Raw genomic sequence first — 16,337 nt, 5'->3', positions numbered from 1 at the left:
CATGGCCAATCTGCGTATTGCGCTGGTGGCGGGTGAGGCTTCCGGTGACATTCTGGGCGCCGGTCTGATGCGTGCCCTCAAGGCACAGCATCCCGCTGTCGAGTTCATTGGCGTCGGCGGCCCGTTGATGCAGGCCGAAGGCCTGAGCTCCTACTTCCCCATGGAACGGCTGTCGGTCATGGGGCTGGTGGAAGTCCTCGGGCGACTGCGTGAACTGCTCAAGCGCCGCAAGGACCTGATCGCCACGCTGATCGCTGAAAAACCGGATGTGTTCATCGGCATCGATGCGCCGGATTTCAACCTCAATATCGAACTCAAGCTGCGTCAGGCCGGGATCAAGACCGTGCACTACGTCAGCCCTTCGGTATGGGCGTGGCGGCAGAAGCGAGTGCTGAAGATCCGCGAAGGCTGCGACCTGATGCTCACGCTGCTGCCGTTTGAAGCCAGATTCTACGAAGAGAAAGGCGTACCGGTGCGGTTCGTCGGCCATACGCTGGCCGATACCATTCCACTGGAAGCCGATCGCACTGCTGCGCGCGCCGAACTGGGACTGCCGGACGGCCCGCTGGTGGCTTTGATGCCGGGCAGTCGCGGCGGCGAAGTCAGTCGTCTGGGTGCGCTGTTCCTCGATACCGCCGAACGCCTGCGCGCCATGCGCCCGGGTTTGCGCTTCGTCATACCGTGCGCCAATCGCGAGCGTCGGGCCCAGCTTGAAGAGCTGCTGGCCGGTCGCGACTTGCCGGTGACCTTGCTCGATGGCAAATCCCATCTGGCGCTGGCGGCGTGCAACGCAGTCCTGATCGCGTCAGGCACTGCGACCCTCGAGGCGCTGCTGTACAAGCGACCAATGGTCGTGGCCTATCGTCTGGCACCGCTGACGTTCTGGATTCTCAAACGCATGGTCAAGAGCCCTTACGTCTCCCTGCCGAACCTGCTGGCCCAGCGACTGCTGGTACCGGAATTGTTGCAGGATGATGCGACGGTCGAAGCGCTCGCCCAGACCTTGTCGCCGCTGATCGACGGTGGCGAAGAGCAGACACGCGGCTTCGACGAGATCCACCGCACCCTGCGTCTGGACGCTTCCAATCAAGCGGCTGACGCCGTTCTGAACCTGATCGGTCAAACACGATGAGCAAGACAAGCATGCAGATGGGCCTGGATTTCACCCTGGTTGCCGAAGTCGAAGAGTTGGTGGCCGGCGTTGATGAAGTCGGTCGTGGCCCGTTGTGCGGTGCGGTCGTCACGGCGGCGGTGATCCTCGATCCGAACCGTCCGATACTCGGTCTCAACGACTCGAAGAAACTCACTGAAGCCAAGCGTGAAAAGCTCTACGACGAAATCTGCGAGAAGGCACTGAGCTGGTGCATCGCCCGTGCCGAAGTCGAAGAGATCGACGAGTTGAACATCCTCCACGCCACCATGTTGGCGATGCAGCGCGCGGTGGCGGGTCTGCATATCCAGCCGAAGCTGGCGATGATCGACGGCAACCGCTGCCCGAAACTGCCGATGCGTTCCGAAGCCGTGGTCAAGGGCGACAGCAAGGTGCCGGCCATCGCCGCCGCGTCGATTCTGGCCAAGGTCAGTCGCGACCGCGAGATGGCGGCGTTCGAATTGATCTATCCGGGTTACGGCATCGGTGGCCATAAAGGCTACCCGACGCCCGTTCATCTGGAAGCGTTGGTGCGCCTCGGGCCGACGCCGATTCACCGGCGTTCGTTTGCCCCGGTGCGGCAGGCTTATGAAGCGCTGGAAGGTCTCACGCAGGTTTAGCGGCGAGGCTGATGTTTTGTTCAGGGCCCGGTACAATCCGGGCCTTGTTGTCTCTATGTAACTGGACAGGATCACTATGCCGGCTTCATTCGTTCATCTACGCCTGCACACTGAATACTCCCTGGTCGACGGGCTGGTGCGGATCAAGCCGCTGGTCAAGGCCCTGACCGGCATGGGCATGCCGGCCGTTGCGGTTACCGACCAGAACAACATGTGTTCGCTGGTCAAATTCTATAAAAACACCATGGGCGCCGGGATCAAGCCGATCTGCGGCGCCGACCTGTGGCTGTCGAACAAGGACCCGGAGGGTCCGCTGAGCCGGATCAGCCTGCTGGTCATGAACGCCCTGGGTTATCGCAACCTGACCGAGCTGATTTCCCGTGGCTTCATCGAAGGTCAGCGCAACGGCATGATCATCATCGAGCGCGAATGGGTCGCCGAGGCCAACGAAGGCCTGATCATGCTGTCCGCCGCGAAAGAAGGCGAAATCGGCATGGCCATGATCGGCGGCAACCCCGCTGAGGCCGAGGTCCTGACGCGCGAATGGATGGCGGTGTTCCCGGATCGTTTCTACCTGGAGATCCAGCGTACCAATCGTCCGAATGACGAAGAACAATTGCACGGCGCCGTGGCCCTGGCCGACAAGCTCGGTGCGCCGCTGGTCGCGACCAACGATGTGCGTTTCATCAAGCAGGAAGACTTCGCCGCCCACGAAACCCGCGTCTGCATCGGTGAGGGCCGGGCCCTTGACGATCCGCGTCGTTCGAAGAACTACAGCGATCAGCAATACCTGAAAAGCGCCGAGGAAATGGCCGAGCTGTTCAGCGACCTGCCGGATGCGGTGGAAAACTCCGTCGAGATCGCCAAGCGCTGCAACATTGAAGTGAAGCTGGGCACGCACTTTTTGCCCAACTTCCCGATCCCCGATGGCATGACCATCGATGAGTATTTCCGCAAGGTGTCCTTCGAAGGTCTGGAAGAGCGGTTAACCGTTCTGCTGCCAAGGGACACGACTGAAGACTACGAAGCCAAGCGGCAGGTCTATGTCGACCGACTGAATTTCGAGCTGGATATCATTATCCAGATGGGGTTCCCCGGTTACTTCCTGATCGTGATGGACTTCATCCAGTGGGCCAAGAACAACGGCGTGCCGGTGGGCCCGGGCCGGGGGTCGGGTGCCGGATCGCTGGTGGCCTATGTGCAGAAGATCACCGACCTCGATCCGCTGGAATACGACCTGCTGTTCGAGCGTTTCCTTAACCCGGAACGGGTATCCATGCCCGACTTCGACGTCGACTTCTGCATGGACGGTCGCGACCGCGTGATCGACTACGTGGCCGAAAAGTACGGCCGTAACGCTGTGAGCCAGATCATCACCTTCGGTTCCATGGCGGCGAAAGCTGTGGTGCGCGACGTGGCGCGGGCGCAGGGCAAGTCGTTCGGCCTGGCGGATCGCCTGTCGAAGATGATTCCGTTCGAAGTCGGCATGACCCTGGAAAAAGCCTACGAGCAGGAAGAAATCCTGCGCGATTTCATCAAGGTCGATGAAGAAGCGGCGGAAATCTGGGAGATGGCGCGCAAGCTCGAAGGCGTGGTGCGTAACGTCGGCAAGCACGCCGGTGGTGTGGTGATCGCACCGACCAAGCTGACCGACTTCTCGCCGATCTATTGCGACGAGGCCGGTGACGGCCTGGTAACCCAGTTCGACAAGGATGACGTCGAGGCGGCCGGTCTGGTGAAGTTCGACTTCCTCGGCCTGCGAACGCTGACGATCATCGACTGGGCGCTGAAAACGATCAATCGCGACCGCGCCAAGGTCAACGAACCGCCGCTGGATATCGCGTTCATCCCGCTGGATGACAAACCGACGTATCAGCTGCTGCAAAAAGCTGAAACCACTGCGGTATTCCAGCTTGAATCCCGCGGTATGAAAGAGCTGATCAAAAAGCTCAAGCCCGACTGCCTGGAAGACTTGATCGCGCTGGTGGCCTTGTTCCGTCCGGGCCCATTGCAATCGGGCATGGTGGATGACTTCATCAACCGTAAGCACGGTCGCGCCGAACTGGCCTATCCGCACTCGGATTACCAGTACGAGGGCCTCAAGCCCGTCCTGGCACCGACTTACGGCATCATCCTGTATCAGGAACAGGTGATGCAGATTGCCCAGGTCATGGCCGGTTACACTCTCGGTGGTGCGGACATGCTGCGGCGGGCCATGGGTAAGAAAAAGCCCGAGGAAATGGCCAAGCAGCGCGGCGGCTTCATTGAAGGTTGCGCCACCAACAATATCGACGCGGACCTTGCCGGTAACATTTTCGACCTGGTAGAGAAATTCGCCGGTTACGGCTTCAACAAATCCCACTCCGCCGCCTACGGCCTGGTGTCGTACCAGACCGCCTGGCTGAAAGCCCACTACCCGGCGCCGTTCATGGCGGCGGTGCTTTCGGCGGATATGCACAACACCGACAAGGTCGTGACCTTGATCGAAGAAGTGCGCACGATGAAGCTGCGCCTCGACGCGCCGGACGTGAATACCTCGGAGTTCAAGTTCACGGTGAACGACGAAGGTCGCATCGTGTATGGCCTGGGCGCGATCAAAGGCGTCGGCGAAGGCCCGGTGGAAGCGATCACCGAGGCCCGTCAGGCAGGCCCGTTCAAGGACCTGTTCGACTTCTGTGCCCGGGTCGACCTCAAGCGCATCAACAAGCGCACGCTGGACGGTTTGATCCGTAGCGGCGCGCTGGATCGCCTCGGCCCGTACTTCCATGACGAGCAAAAGGCTTATCAGGCCAACATCGACCGCAATCGCGCGGTATTGCTGGCGGCGATGGAAGAGGCGATCAAGTCGGCCGAGCAGACTGCGCGCACCCGCGACAGTGGCCATGCCGACCTGTTCGGCGGGTTGTTCGTCGAGGAAGATGCGGACGTTTACGCGCTGCATCGCAAGGCCAAGGAACTGACCCTCAAGGAACGACTCAAGGGTGAAAAAGACACCCTTGGCCTGTACCTGACCGGCCACCCGATCGACGAATACGAAGGTGAAATCCGCCGTTTCGCCCGCCAGCGCATCATCGACCTGAAACCGGCCCGGGATACCCAGACCGTGGCGGGGATGATCATTGCCCTGCGGGTGATGAAGAACAAAAAGGGCGACAAGATGGGCTTCATCACCCTCGACGACCGCTCCGGGCGGATCGAGGCGTCACTGTTCGCCGAGGCGTTCCACTCCGCGCAATCGCTGCTGCAGACCGATGCGATGGTGGTGGTCGAAGGCGAAGTCAGCAACGATGACTTCTCCGGCGGCCTGCGCCTGCGGGTCAAGCGGGTGATGAGCATGGAAGATGCGCGCACCAACCTGGCCGAGAGCCTGCGCCTGAAGTTGCAGACCCAGGACCTGAAAGGCGATCAGCTACGCTGGTTGGGTGATTTGCTCAAGCGTCATCGCGGGGCATGCCCGATCACCATGGAGTACACCAGTCCCGATGCGAAGACCTTGCTGCAGTTTGGCGAGACCTGGCGGATCGACCCGGCGGATGCCTTGATTCAAGCCCTGCGTGACCAGTTCGGGCGAGACAACGTCTTCCTCCAATACCGTTGACCGGCAGGTGATATCAAACCGCCTGCCCGCAACCTGAATTTTTAATCTCGACCTTAGCGCGCCTCTCCCTTAAGGTAGGGCGCGAATAGACAACCGGCCGGCCCAAGCTCACTTGGGACACGACCCTAGACGGACGCCTATGAACCCGAATTTTCTAGATTTCGAACAGCCGATCGCCGACCTGCAAGCCAAGATCGAAGAGTTGCGCTTGGTCGGTAATGACAATTCGCTGAATATCGGCGATGAGATCTCCCGCCTGCAGGACAAGAGCAAAACGCTCACCGAAGACATTTTCGGCAAGCTGACCAGCTGGCAGATCGCACGTCTGGCGCGTCACCCGAAACGTCCATACACCCTGGACTACATCGAGCACATCTTCACCGAGTTCGACGAACTGCACGGTGATCGTCACTTCTCCGACGACGCGGCCATTGTGGGCGGCGTGGCACGTCTGGAAGACCAGCCAGTGATGGTGATCGGTCACCAGAAGGGCCGTGAAGTGCGCGAAAAGGTACGCCGCAACTTCGGCATGCCACGTCCGGAAGGCTACCGCAAGGCTTGCCGCCTGATGGAAATGGCCGAGCGCTTCAAGATGCCGATCCTGACCTTCATCGACACCCCGGGTGCCTACCCTGGCATCGACGCTGAAGAGCGCAACCAGAGCGAAGCGATTGCCTGGAACCTGCGCGTCATGGCTCGCCTGAAAACCCCGATCATCGCCACCGTGATTGGTGAGGGTGGTTCCGGCGGTGCACTGGCGATCGGTGTCTGCGATCAGTTGAACATGCTGCAGTACTCGACCTACGCGGTGATCTCGCCGGAAGGTTGTGCTTCGATTCTGTGGAAAACCGCAGAAAAGGCCCCGGATGCCGCTGAAGCGATGGGCATCACCGCCGAGCGCTTGAAAGGCCTGGGCATCGTCGACAAAGTGATTGGCGAGCCTCTGGGCGGCGCCCACCGTGATCCGGCGGCTGCTGCGGCCTCGATCCGTGCCGAGCTGAGCTCGCAACTGGCGATGCTGAAGAAGTTCGACAACGAAGCGCTGCTCAAGCGTCGTTACGATCGTCTGATGAGCTACGGCCTCTAAGTCGACCGCGCAATACCCGATGTGGGAGCGAGCCTGCTCGCGATGAGGGGTAACATTCAACCAATGAGTTGGCTGTTGCACCGCTATCGCGAGCCGGTTCGCTCCCACATTTGATTTGTGCCAAGGGAAAGAAATGGATCAGTCGACGATTGATTTGCCTTCCAGGCTTTTGCGCAATCTCAAGCCCTGGCTCGGTGCTTCCCATTGGCGCATCGCCTACTCGGGTGGACTCGATTCCACCGTCCTGCTGCACCTTCTGGCCGGTCTCGCCAAAACCGAATCCCTTCCGGCGCTAGGCGCCATCCATGTCCATCACGGCCTTCAGGCTGCGGCCGACGCGTGGCCGGCGCATTGCCAGGTGGTCTGCGATGGGCTGGCGGTGTCGTTGCAGGTGGTGCGTGTGCAGGTGCAGCCGGGGGCGAGCCTGGAGCGGGCGGCGCGGGATGCGCGTTATGCGGCGTTCAGTGCGGCGATTCAGGCCAACGATGTGTTATTGACCGGACAACACCGCGATGATCAGGCTGAAACACTGCTGTTCCGTCTGTTGCGCGGCGCCGGGGTCCGAGGCCTCTCCGGCATGCCGGCGCAACGAGCGTTGGGGCAGGGCAGTCTGGTTCGGCCCTTGCTCGACGTCACGCGGGCCGAGCTGGAAGTCTATGCGCGGGACCATGGCCTGCACTGGGTAGAGGATCCGTCGAATCAGGATCGACAGTTCTCGCGCAATTACCTGCGCCATCAGGTCATGCCGCTGCTGACCGGTCGCTGGCCGCAGGCTCACGCCAGCATGGCCCGCAGTACGGCACATTTGCGTGAGGCGCAAGGTTTGCTCGATGAGCTGGCGCAGATTGATCTGGCTCAAGCGACCTTGTCCGATGATTTCGAGTGGTTGGGTTTGCCATCGCTGGCGTTTGCGGCCATCGCCGGGTTGTCCGATGCCCGCCAGAGAAATGCACTCAGTCATTGGCTGGAACCGCTCACCCGACTGCCGGATACCGACCATTGGTCGGGTTGGCTCGATTTGCGTGATGCCGGCAACGATGCCTCGCCGGTCTGGCGTCTGGCGGACGGGGAGTTGCATCGAAGCACTGGTCGCCTGTGGTGGCTCAGCGGGCAATGGTTGCGCGCGCCAGTGGTCAGCGGCGACTGGCATGACCCGTCGCTGGCGCTACGCTTGCCCGATAACGGGCGTGTCATGTTCAGCGGTCAGACTCCCGCAGGGCCGCTGCGCATCCACTATCGGCTGGGCGGCGAAGTGATGCATCTGGCGGATCGCGGTCATCGCGATCTCAAGCGTCTGCTCAATGAACGTGCGGTGCCGGGCTTCGTGCGTGGCAGATTGCCGCTGCTGTTTCGCGGTGAGGAATTGCTTGCCGTGGCGAACCTGCCGGGGCTTGATGGCAACGTGCAGGAAGGCTGGCAATTGCATTGGGTGCCTTTTGATGAAGATCAAGGTTTGAGCTGAAGGGGGCATTCCGGTAGACTACGCTCCCTTCTTGATACAACTTCTGTGGATTCGCCTGAATTGCAGGAGTTGCCGATTACCAAGCAGTCTTTGCTGGGCGATTCCAAAAAATGTGTAGCGAGCAACGTACCGGTGTTTTCACTTCCGGTCTGTCCCAACGCGGCGGTTTTTTTGAAAGGTGCACTGTGATTAATGCAGGTGATCGGGGGCTTCGGCCTTCCTTCGCTTTCCCCGGCGGCTCGGACCGCTTTAACGCAGACTTCTAGGGTTTTTCATGACGCGCTACATATTCGTCACGGGCGGTGTTGTTTCTTCTTTGGGGAAAGGCATTGCATCGGCTTCATTGGCGGCCATCCTGGAGGCGCGGGGGCTTAAGGTCACCATGCTGAAGCTGGATCCGTACATCAACGTCGACCCGGGCACCATGAGCCCGTTCCAGCACGGTGAAGTGTTCGTCACCCACGACGGCGCCGAGACCGACCTGGACCTGGGCCACTACGAGCGGTTCATCCGCACGACCATGACCCAGAACAACAACTTCACCACTGGCCGTGTTTACGAGCACGTGCTGCGCAAAGAGCGCCGTGGTGACTACCTGGGTGCAACCATCCAGGTAATTCCGCACATCACCGACGAAATCAAGCGTCGCATCATCAAGGGCGCCGGCGATGCCGACGTGGCCCTGGTGGAAATCGGCGGTACCGTTGGCGATATCGAATCGCAACCGTTCCTCGAAGCCATCCGCCAGCTGCGTGTGGAAGTCGGTTCCAAGCGCGCGATGCTGATGCACCTGACTCTGGTTCCGTACATCGCCACCGCTGGCGAGACCAAGACCAAGCCGACCCAGCACTCCGTAAAAGAGCTGCGTTCGATCGGCCTGCAGCCAGACGTGCTGATCTGCCGCTCCGACCATCCGGTGGATGTGTCGTCGCGTCGCAAGATCGCGCTGTTCACCAACGTTGAAGAGCGTGCGGTGATCTCCCTGGAAGACGTCGACACCATCTACAAGATCCCGGCCGTGCTGCACGCCCAGGGTCTGGACGATTTCGTCGTCGAGCGTTTCGGCCTGCAATGCAATGGCGCCGACCTGTCCGAGTGGGAAAAGGTCGTCGATGCCAAGCTCAATCCAGAGCACGAAGTCACCATCGCGATGGTCGGCAAGTACATGGAGCTGCTGGACGCCTACAAGTCGCTGATCGAAGCGATGAGTCACGCCGGCATCACCAACCGCACCAAGGTCAACCTGCGCTACATCGATTCCGAAGACATCGAGAACCAGGGCACCGCGCTGCTGGAAGGCGTCGACGCGATCCTCGTACCGGGCGGCTTCGGTCTGCGTGGCGTGGAAGGCAAGATCACTGCCGTTCAATACGCTCGCGAAAACAAGGTTCCATACCTGGGTATCTGCCTGGGCATGCAAGTGGCGGTCATCGAGTTCGCCCGTAATGTGATGGGCTGGAAAGACGCCAACTCCACCGAGTTCGATCGTGCCAGCGGCCATCCGGTTGTCGGTCTGATCACCGAGTGGGAAGACGCCACCGGTGCAGTCGAAACCCGTACCGAATCGTCCGATCTGGGCGGCACCATGCGCCTCGGCGCTCAGGAATGCCTGCTGGAAGCCGGCTCCAAGGTGCACGACTGCTACGGCAAGGATGTGATTGTCGAGCGTCACCGTCACCGTTACGAAGTGAACAACAACCTGCTGCCGCAAATCATCGAGGCCGGCCTGAAGATTTCCGGTCGCTCCGCTGATGCTGCGCTGGTTGAAGTGGTCGAAGCACCGGATCATCCATGGTTCGTCGCTTGCCAGTTCCACCCAGAGTTCACCTCGACGCCACGCGATGGCCATCCGCTGTTCAGCGGCTTCGTCAAAGCGGCATTGGCTCAACACCAGAAGAAGGCGTAACCCCGATGGCACAGAAGATCATCCGCGTCGGCGACATCGAGATTGCCAACGACAAACCCATGGTGCTGTTCGGCGGCATGAATGTGCTGGAAAGCCGTGACATGGCCATGCAGGTTTGCGAAGAGTACGTGAAGGTCACCGAAAAACTCGGTATCCCTTACGTGTTCAAGGCCAGTTTCGACAAGGCCAACCGTTCTTCTGTGACCTCCTATCGCGGTCCTGGCCTGGAAGAGGGCATGCGCATCTTCCAGGACATCAAACAAGCCTTCGGCGTGCCGATCATCACCGACGTCCACGAGCCTGACCAGGCCGCGGTCGTCGCTGAGGTCTGCGACATCATCCAGCTGCCGGCCTTCCTGTCGCGCCAGACCGACCTCGTGGTCGCCATGGCCAAGACCAATGCCGTCATCAACATCAAGAAAGCCCAGTTCCTCGCGCCTCAGGAAATGAAACACATCCTGAACAAGTGCGTGGAAGCGGGCAACGATCAATTGATCCTCTGCGAGCGCGGTTCGAGCTTCGGCTACAACAACCTCGTGGTCGACATGCTCGGCTTCGGCATCATGAAGCAGTTCGAGTACCCGGTATTCTTCGACGTGACCCATTCGCTGCAAATGCCTGGCGGTCGTTCCGACTCCGCCGGCGGTCGCCGCGCCCAGGTCACCGACCTGGCCAAGGCTGGCATGAGCCAGTCGCTGGCGGGCCTGTTCCTCGAAGCGCACCCGGATCCGGACAACGCCAAATGCGACGGCCCTTGCGCCTTGCGTCTGGACAAACTGGAGCCATTCCTGGCCCAGCTCAAAGCCCTGGACGAACTGGTGAAGAGTTTTCCGACGGTAGAAACCGCGTAAACCTCAATTCTCCGGTAAAGTACCGCACGATTTGTCGCTCATGCCCTCGGGTATGAGCGTTGTCGTCTGCAAGCTGCCCGCTGCACACCACTTGCCGACGGTAAAAAGATTTCCTCTAGCTGCGTCGTTTTCGTCAACTTTGGAGTGTTTACAACAATGGCAAAAATCGTCGACATCAAAGGTCGTGAAGTTCTCGACTCCCGTGGCAATCCCACCGTGGAAGCGGACGTGCTTCTCGACAACGGCATCATCGGCAGCGCTTGCGCGCCGTCCGGTGCATCCACTGGCTCGCGTGAAGCGCTCGAGCTGCGTGATGGCGACAAGAGCCGTTACCTGGGCAAGGGCGTGCTCAAGGCGGTAGCCAACATCAACGGTCCGATCCGCGATCTGCTGCTGGGCACCGACCCAAGCGACCAGAAAGCCCTGGATCACGCGATGATCAAGCTTGACGGTACTGAAAACAAAGCGACCCTGGGCGCCAACGCCATCCTCGCCGTCTCCCTGGCTGCGGCCAAGGCTGCTGCGCAGGATCAAGACCTGCCGCTGTACGCACACATCGCCAACCTGAACGGCACTCCGGGTGTGTACTCGATGCCGGTTCCGATGATGAACATCATCAACGGTGGCGAACACGCCGACAATAACGTCGACATCCAGGAATTCATGGTTCAGCCGGTTGGCGCCAAGTCTTTCTCGGAAGGTCTGCGCATGGGCACCGAGATTTTCCATCACCTGAAAGCTGTTCTGAAGGCCCGTGGCCTGAGCACTGCTGTCGGTGACGAAGGCGGTTTCGCGCCGAACCTGGCGTCCAACGAAGACGCACTGAAAGTGATCTCCGAAGCTGTTGCCAACGCCGGTTACAAGCTGGGCACCGACGTGACCCTGGCTCTGGACTGTGCAGCCAGCGAATTCTTCGAAGACGGCAAGTACAACCTGTCCGGCGAAGGCCAGGTGTTCACCGCTGAAGGCTTCGCCGACTACCTGAAAGGTCTGACCGAGCGTTACCCGATCATCTCGATCGAAGACGGTCTGGACGAGTCCGACTGGGCTGGTTGGAAGATCCTCACCGACAAGATCGGCGAGAAGACCCAACTGGTCGGCGACGACCTGTTCGTGACCAACACCAAGATCCTGAAAGAAGGCATCGATAAAAAGATCGCCAACTCGATCCTGATCAAGTTCAACCAGATCGGCACCCTGACCGAAACCCTGGAAGCCATCCAGATGGCCAAGGCTGCCGGTTACACCGCCGTGATCTCGCACCGTTCGGGCGAAACCGAAGATTCGACCATTGCCGACCTGGCTGTGGGTACTTCGGCTGGCCAGATCAAGACCGGTTCGCTGTGCCGTTCCGACCGCGTTTCCAAGTACAACCAACTGCTGCGTATCGAAGAGCAGTTGAATGGCAAAGCCAAGTACAACGGTCGCTCCGAGTTTCGCGGTTAAGTTGTAGATGGTAAAAAGACACCGGATTGTGTCGGAAAAGTCGTGACAGCGATGGATTTGCCACTAATCTGATGCCTTATATGCACAAGCCTGGATATTCCAGGCTTCGTGCTATCAGATGCTTCAAAGTTTTGGCGTGGCTGTCTTTTTTCACTGGATACCTGATATTCGATGCGCAGTCCTTACTGGTTGTTTCTCGTCTTGCTCTTGCTGCTGGCCGGTCTGCAGTACCGCCTGTGGGTGGGCAATGGCAGTCTGGCGCAAGTTGCCGAACTGAATCAGCAGATTGCTGATCAGCACGCCGAGAACGAAGCCTTGCTGGAGCGCAACCGGGTGATGGACGCTGAAGTCAGCGAGTTGAAGAAAGGCATGGAGACCGTTGAAGAGCGGGCTCGTCACGAACTGGGCATGGTCAAGGACGGCGAAACCCTTTACCAGTTGGCCCAATGATCGATTCCCTGCCGGCCTTCTGGGCCGTGATTCCTGCCGCGGGCGTCGGTGCCCGTATGGCCGCGGACCGTCCCAAGCAATACCTGCAACTGGGCGGGCGCACAATTCTCGAACACAGCCTCGGCTGTTTCCTCGATCACCCGAGCCTCAAGGGCCTGGTGGTCAGTCTTGCTGTCGATGATCCTTATTGGCCGAACCTGGCTTGCGTCAGTGATCCGCGGATTCAGCGGGTCGAGGGTGGCGCCGAGCGTTCAGGTTCGGTGCTCAACGCTTTGCTTCATCTGCACGCCCAAGGTGCCGACGATGAGGATTGGGTGCTGGTGCACGATGCGGCACGGCCCAATCTGAGCCGTGACGATCTCGATAAACTGCTGGCTGAGCTGGCGAGCGATCCGGTCGGTGGCTTGCTGGCCGTGCCGGCGCGCGACACCCTGAAACGGGTCGACAAGCACGGTCGAGTGGTCGAAACTGTGGATCGCAGCGTGATCTGGCAGGCCTACACGCCGCAGATGTTCCGCCTCGGAGCATTGCACCGCGCACTGGCGGACAGTCTGGTGGCCGATGCGCTGATCACCGATGAAGCTTCGGCGATGGAGTGGGCCGGCATGGCGCCGCGCCTGATCGAGGGTCGCGCGGACAACCTGAAAGTCACCCGCCCGGAAGACCTCGAATGGTTGCGCCAGCGCTGGGCCAACCGTCGTTAAATCCGATACTCCGGCCGTTCGGCCAAGCCTTCCTTGAGAAAATCCACCAGTTTGCGCACCTTCGGCGACAAGTGCCGTTGTTGCGGATACAACGCCCACACCGCCGTATTCGGCGGTTGATGCGCCTCCAGCAAAGAAATCAACGCGCCGCTGTGCAGATGCTCCAACACGTAATAGTCCGGCAACTGACACAGGCCGACGCCCTGTAGCGCCGCATCCAGCACCGCTTGCCCACTGTTGCAGCGCCAGTTTCCCTGTACCCGCTGGGAAAATTCCCGCCCGTTCTGTTCCAGTTGCCAGATGTCCGAGCTGCCGATCAGGCAGTTGTGCCGGCTCAGTTCCGACAAACTGTGTGGCCGACCGTACCGTTCGAGGTAGGACGGCGACGCGCAGAGGTACATGCGCCGCGGTGCCAGTCGGGTCGCCACCAACCGAGAATCCTGAAGACGCCCGAGGCGGATAGCCAGGTCCAGGCCTTCGTGCACCAGATCGAGTTGCCGGTTGGTCAGTTCGATATCGATGCGCAGTTGCGGATAGTGCCCCATGAACCGCGTCACCAGCGGCACGATGAAGCGCTCGCCATAGGCCACGGCGCAGGTCATGCGCAGCATGCCTTTGGGTTCGCTGGTCAGGTCGCCGACCGCACGCAGTGCTTCTTCGCGACCATCCTGCAGACGCTGGCAATGTTGCAGGAAGGTCTGGCCGGCTTCGGTCAAGGTGACACGCCGGGTGCTGCGATACAGCAGTCGTGTCTGCAGTCGCTCTTCGAGTCGTACGATTTGTCGACTGACATGCGAGGAAGAAACACCCAGGCGTTCGGCGGCGGCGGTGAACTGGCTGCACTCGGCAACGGCGACGAACTCGTCGATACCTTCCCAGCGGTTTTCGGACATGGGGATTATCCCTGTATGGCAATAATGTTTTGCTTTTGTCCGGATTATTCATCATTCAGCGCTGGACTACACTCCCTGTCTGGTTTTTATTCAATGGATTCACTGGAGAGTCAGCATGATCAAGTCGCGCGCCGCCGTTGCCTTCGAGGCCAAGAAGCCGCTGGAAATCGTAGAAGTCGATGTCGCCATGCCCAAGGCCGGTGAAGTGTTGCTGCGCGTGGTGGCTTCCGGCGTTTGCCACACTGACGCCTACACCCTGTCCGGTGCTGACCCGGAAGGTATCTTCCCGTCGATCCTCGGCCACGAAGGTGGTGCCATCGTTGAAGCGATCGGCGAGGGCGTGACCTCGGTGGCCGTCGGCGACCACGTGATTCCGCTGTACACCCCGGAATGCGGCCAGTGCAAGTTCTGCAAATCGGGCAAGACCAACCTGTGTCAGGCGATTCGGGCCACTCAGGGCAAGGGCCTGATGCCGGACGGCACTTCGCGCTTTTCCTACAAGGGCCAAACGATTTTCCACTACATGGGTACCTCGACGTTCTCCGAGTACACCGTGCTGCCGGAAATCTCCGTGGCCAAGATCTCCAAGGATGCACCGCTGGAAAAGGTCTGCCTGCTCGGTTGCGGCGTGACCACCGGTATCGGTGCAGTGATCAACACTGCCAAGGTCAAACCGGGTGACACCGTGGCCATCTTCGGTCTCGGCGGCATCGGTCTGTCGGCCGTGATTGGCGCGGTGAAGGCCAAGGCCTCGCGCATCATTGCCATCGACATCAACCCGGCCAAGTTCGAAATCGCCAGGCAACTGGGCGCTACCGACTGCGTGAACCCGAAAGATTTCGATCGTCCGATCCAGGAAGTGATCGTCGACATGACCGACGGCGGCGTCGACTTCTCCTTCGAATGCATCGGCAACGTGCAATTGATGCGTGCGGCCCTCGAGTGCTGCCATAAAGGCTGGGGCGAGTCGGTGATCATCGGTGTTGCCGGTGCCGGCCAGGAAATCGCCACCCGTCCGTTCCAGCTGGTGACCGGTCGCGTCTGGCGCGGCTCGGCGTTCGGCGGCGTGCGTGGCCGTACCGAGCTGCCAAGCTACGTCGACATGGCGCAAAGCGGCGAGATCCCGCTGGATACTTTCATCACCCACACCATGGGCCTGGAAGACATCAACAAGGCGTTCGATCTGATGCACGAAGGCAAGAGCATCCGCACCGTCATTCATTTCTGATCAATCGCGATGCCACGGCAGCCAATGTGCAGCCGTGGCTGCGTAGGAGTCCTACATGAGTCTGGAAAACATCTCCTGTCAGAAGAGTTTCGGCGGTTGGCACAAGCGCTATCGCCATCGTTCCGATGTGTTGGGCTGCGACATGGTGTTCGCCGTGTACCTGCCGCCGCAGGCAGAGCAGGGCGGCAAGCTGCCGGTGCTGTACTGGTTATCGGGCCTGACGTGCACGGACGAGAACTTCATGCAGAAGGCCGGCGCCATGCGCATGGCGGCTGAACTGGGATTGATCATCGTGGCGCCGGACACCAGTCCCCGTGGCGCCGATGTACCGGGTGATCCGGATGGCGCGTGGGATTTCGGCCTCGGTGCCGGGTTCTATCTGAATGCCACGCAGGAACCGTGGTCGCGGCACTATCGGATGCATGACTATGTCGTGCAGGAATTGCCTTCACTGGTTGAAGCGCATTTCCCGGCTTCGGACAAGCGCAGCATCAGTGGCCATTCCATGGGCGGTCACGGTGCATTGGTCTGTGCATTGCGCAACCCTGGGCGTTACCAATCGGTGTCGGCGTTTTCGCCGATCAACAATCCGATGGATTGCCCGTGGGGCCAGAAGGCGTTCTCCCGTTATCTGGGCGAAGACCGTTCGAAGTGGCGCGAGTGGGATGCCTGTGCGCTGATCGCCGAGGCGGACGAGAAACTGCCATTGCTGGTCGATCAGGGTGACCGCGACGATTTCCTCGCCGCGCAGCTCAAGCCGGAAGCGCTGCAACAAGCGGCAAAACAGGCGGGTCATCCGCTGACGTTGCGCCTGCAACCGGGCTACGACCACAGCTATTTCTTCATCGCGAGCTTCATTGACGACCACTTGCAACATCACGCACGCGCCCTCAAGGCCTAATGCAGGTAGAATCACGCCCTGACAAAATTCGGGGCGTTTTT

Annotated in this window: 13 protein-coding genes; 12 read left to right on the top strand and 1 reads right to left on the bottom strand. The window is 60.2% G+C overall.

The genetic code is table 11. The annotated features are described in order from the left end of the window. The first annotated feature begins 1 nt into the window (after position 1). The 10 genes from lpxB (at position 2) to ispD (ending at position 13,274) form a co-directional block, all read left to right on the top strand. Positions 2 to 1,132 carry a lipid-A-disaccharide synthase gene (gene lpxB / locus AC3WRD_RS13745; protein ID WP_102621424.1) on the top strand — a complete coding sequence of 377 codons (1,131 nt, stop codon included), beginning with the start codon at positions 2 to 4 and terminating at the stop codon, positions 1,130 to 1,132. Between the two features lie 11 nt (positions 1,133 to 1,143). Next, complete coding sequence (gene rnhB / locus AC3WRD_RS13740) at positions 1,144 to 1,770, top strand: ribonuclease HII (RefSeq protein WP_085712847.1); 627 nt, start codon at positions 1,144 to 1,146, stop codon at positions 1,768 to 1,770. 76 nt (positions 1,771 to 1,846) lie between these two features. Then, positions 1,847 to 5,368: a DNA polymerase III subunit alpha gene (gene dnaE / locus AC3WRD_RS13735; RefSeq protein ID WP_096819619.1), complete on the top strand. Its 3,522-nt coding sequence runs from the start codon at positions 1,847 to 1,849 to the stop codon at positions 5,366 to 5,368. Between the two features lie 139 nt (positions 5,369 to 5,507). Then, positions 5,508 to 6,455 carry an acetyl-CoA carboxylase carboxyltransferase subunit alpha gene (locus AC3WRD_RS13730; RefSeq protein WP_085748116.1) on the top strand — a complete coding sequence of 316 codons (948 nt, stop codon included), beginning with the start codon at positions 5,508 to 5,510 and terminating at the stop codon, positions 6,453 to 6,455. Positions 6,456 to 6,588: 133 nt separating this feature from the next. Beyond that, positions 6,589 to 7,917 carry a tRNA lysidine(34) synthetase TilS gene (tilS, locus tag AC3WRD_RS13725; protein WP_102621423.1) on the top strand — a complete coding sequence of 443 codons (1,329 nt, stop codon included), beginning with the start codon at positions 6,589 to 6,591 and terminating at the stop codon, positions 7,915 to 7,917. Positions 7,918 to 8,191: 274 nt separating this feature from the next. Further along, positions 8,192 to 9,823, top strand: coding sequence for a CTP synthase (pyrG, locus tag AC3WRD_RS13720; RefSeq protein WP_096819617.1), 1,632 nt, complete (start codon positions 8,192 to 8,194; stop codon positions 9,821 to 9,823). A 5-nt stretch (positions 9,824 to 9,828) separates the two neighbouring features. Further along, the gene (gene kdsA, locus AC3WRD_RS13715; protein ID WP_007954807.1) at positions 9,829 to 10,674 is read left to right on the top strand and encodes a 3-deoxy-8-phosphooctulonate synthase; all 846 of its coding nucleotides are present in this window, start codon (positions 9,829 to 9,831) and stop codon (positions 10,672 to 10,674) included. A 156-nt stretch (positions 10,675 to 10,830) separates the two neighbouring features. Next, complete coding sequence (gene eno / locus AC3WRD_RS13710) at positions 10,831 to 12,120, top strand: phosphopyruvate hydratase (protein ID WP_007954808.1); 1,290 nt, start codon at positions 10,831 to 10,833, stop codon at positions 12,118 to 12,120. A gap of 171 nt (positions 12,121 to 12,291) precedes the next feature. Then, positions 12,292 to 12,570, top strand: a complete 279-nt coding sequence (gene ftsB / locus AC3WRD_RS13705) for a cell division protein FtsB (protein WP_003222158.1) — start codon at positions 12,292 to 12,294, stop codon at positions 12,568 to 12,570. Further along, positions 12,567 to 13,274, top strand: a complete 708-nt coding sequence (gene ispD, locus AC3WRD_RS13700) for a 2-C-methyl-D-erythritol 4-phosphate cytidylyltransferase (RefSeq protein WP_102621421.1) — start codon at positions 12,567 to 12,569, stop codon at positions 13,272 to 13,274. The genes ftsB and ispD overlap by 4 nt, the downstream gene beginning before the upstream one ends. On the opposite strand, the gene AC3WRD_RS13695 is transcribed toward ispD, so the two are convergent. Then, positions 13,271 to 14,167 carry a LysR substrate-binding domain-containing protein gene (locus AC3WRD_RS13695; RefSeq protein ID WP_102621420.1) on the bottom strand — a complete coding sequence of 299 codons (897 nt, stop codon included), beginning with the start codon at positions 14,165 to 14,167 and terminating at the stop codon, positions 13,271 to 13,273. The genes ispD and AC3WRD_RS13695 overlap by 4 nt on opposite strands. A gap of 115 nt (positions 14,168 to 14,282) precedes the next feature. On the opposite strand from AC3WRD_RS13695, the gene AC3WRD_RS13690 reads away from it, so the two are divergent. Both AC3WRD_RS13690 and fghA read left to right on the top strand, forming a co-directional pair. Beyond that, positions 14,283 to 15,395: an S-(hydroxymethyl)glutathione dehydrogenase/class III alcohol dehydrogenase gene (locus tag AC3WRD_RS13690; RefSeq protein WP_065259207.1), complete on the top strand. Its 1,113-nt coding sequence runs from the start codon at positions 14,283 to 14,285 to the stop codon at positions 15,393 to 15,395. Between the two features lie 55 nt (positions 15,396 to 15,450). Next, positions 15,451 to 16,296 (top strand): S-formylglutathione hydrolase, encoded by an 846-nt coding sequence (fghA, locus tag AC3WRD_RS13685; RefSeq protein WP_102621419.1) that lies wholly within the window; start codon positions 15,451 to 15,453, stop codon positions 16,294 to 16,296. The last annotated feature ends 41 nt before the right edge of the window (positions 16,297 to 16,337 follow it).

This window comes from Pseudomonas sp. FW215-R2 (assembly GCF_058789255.1).
This window is presented reverse-complemented; position numbering and strand designations above follow the sequence as displayed.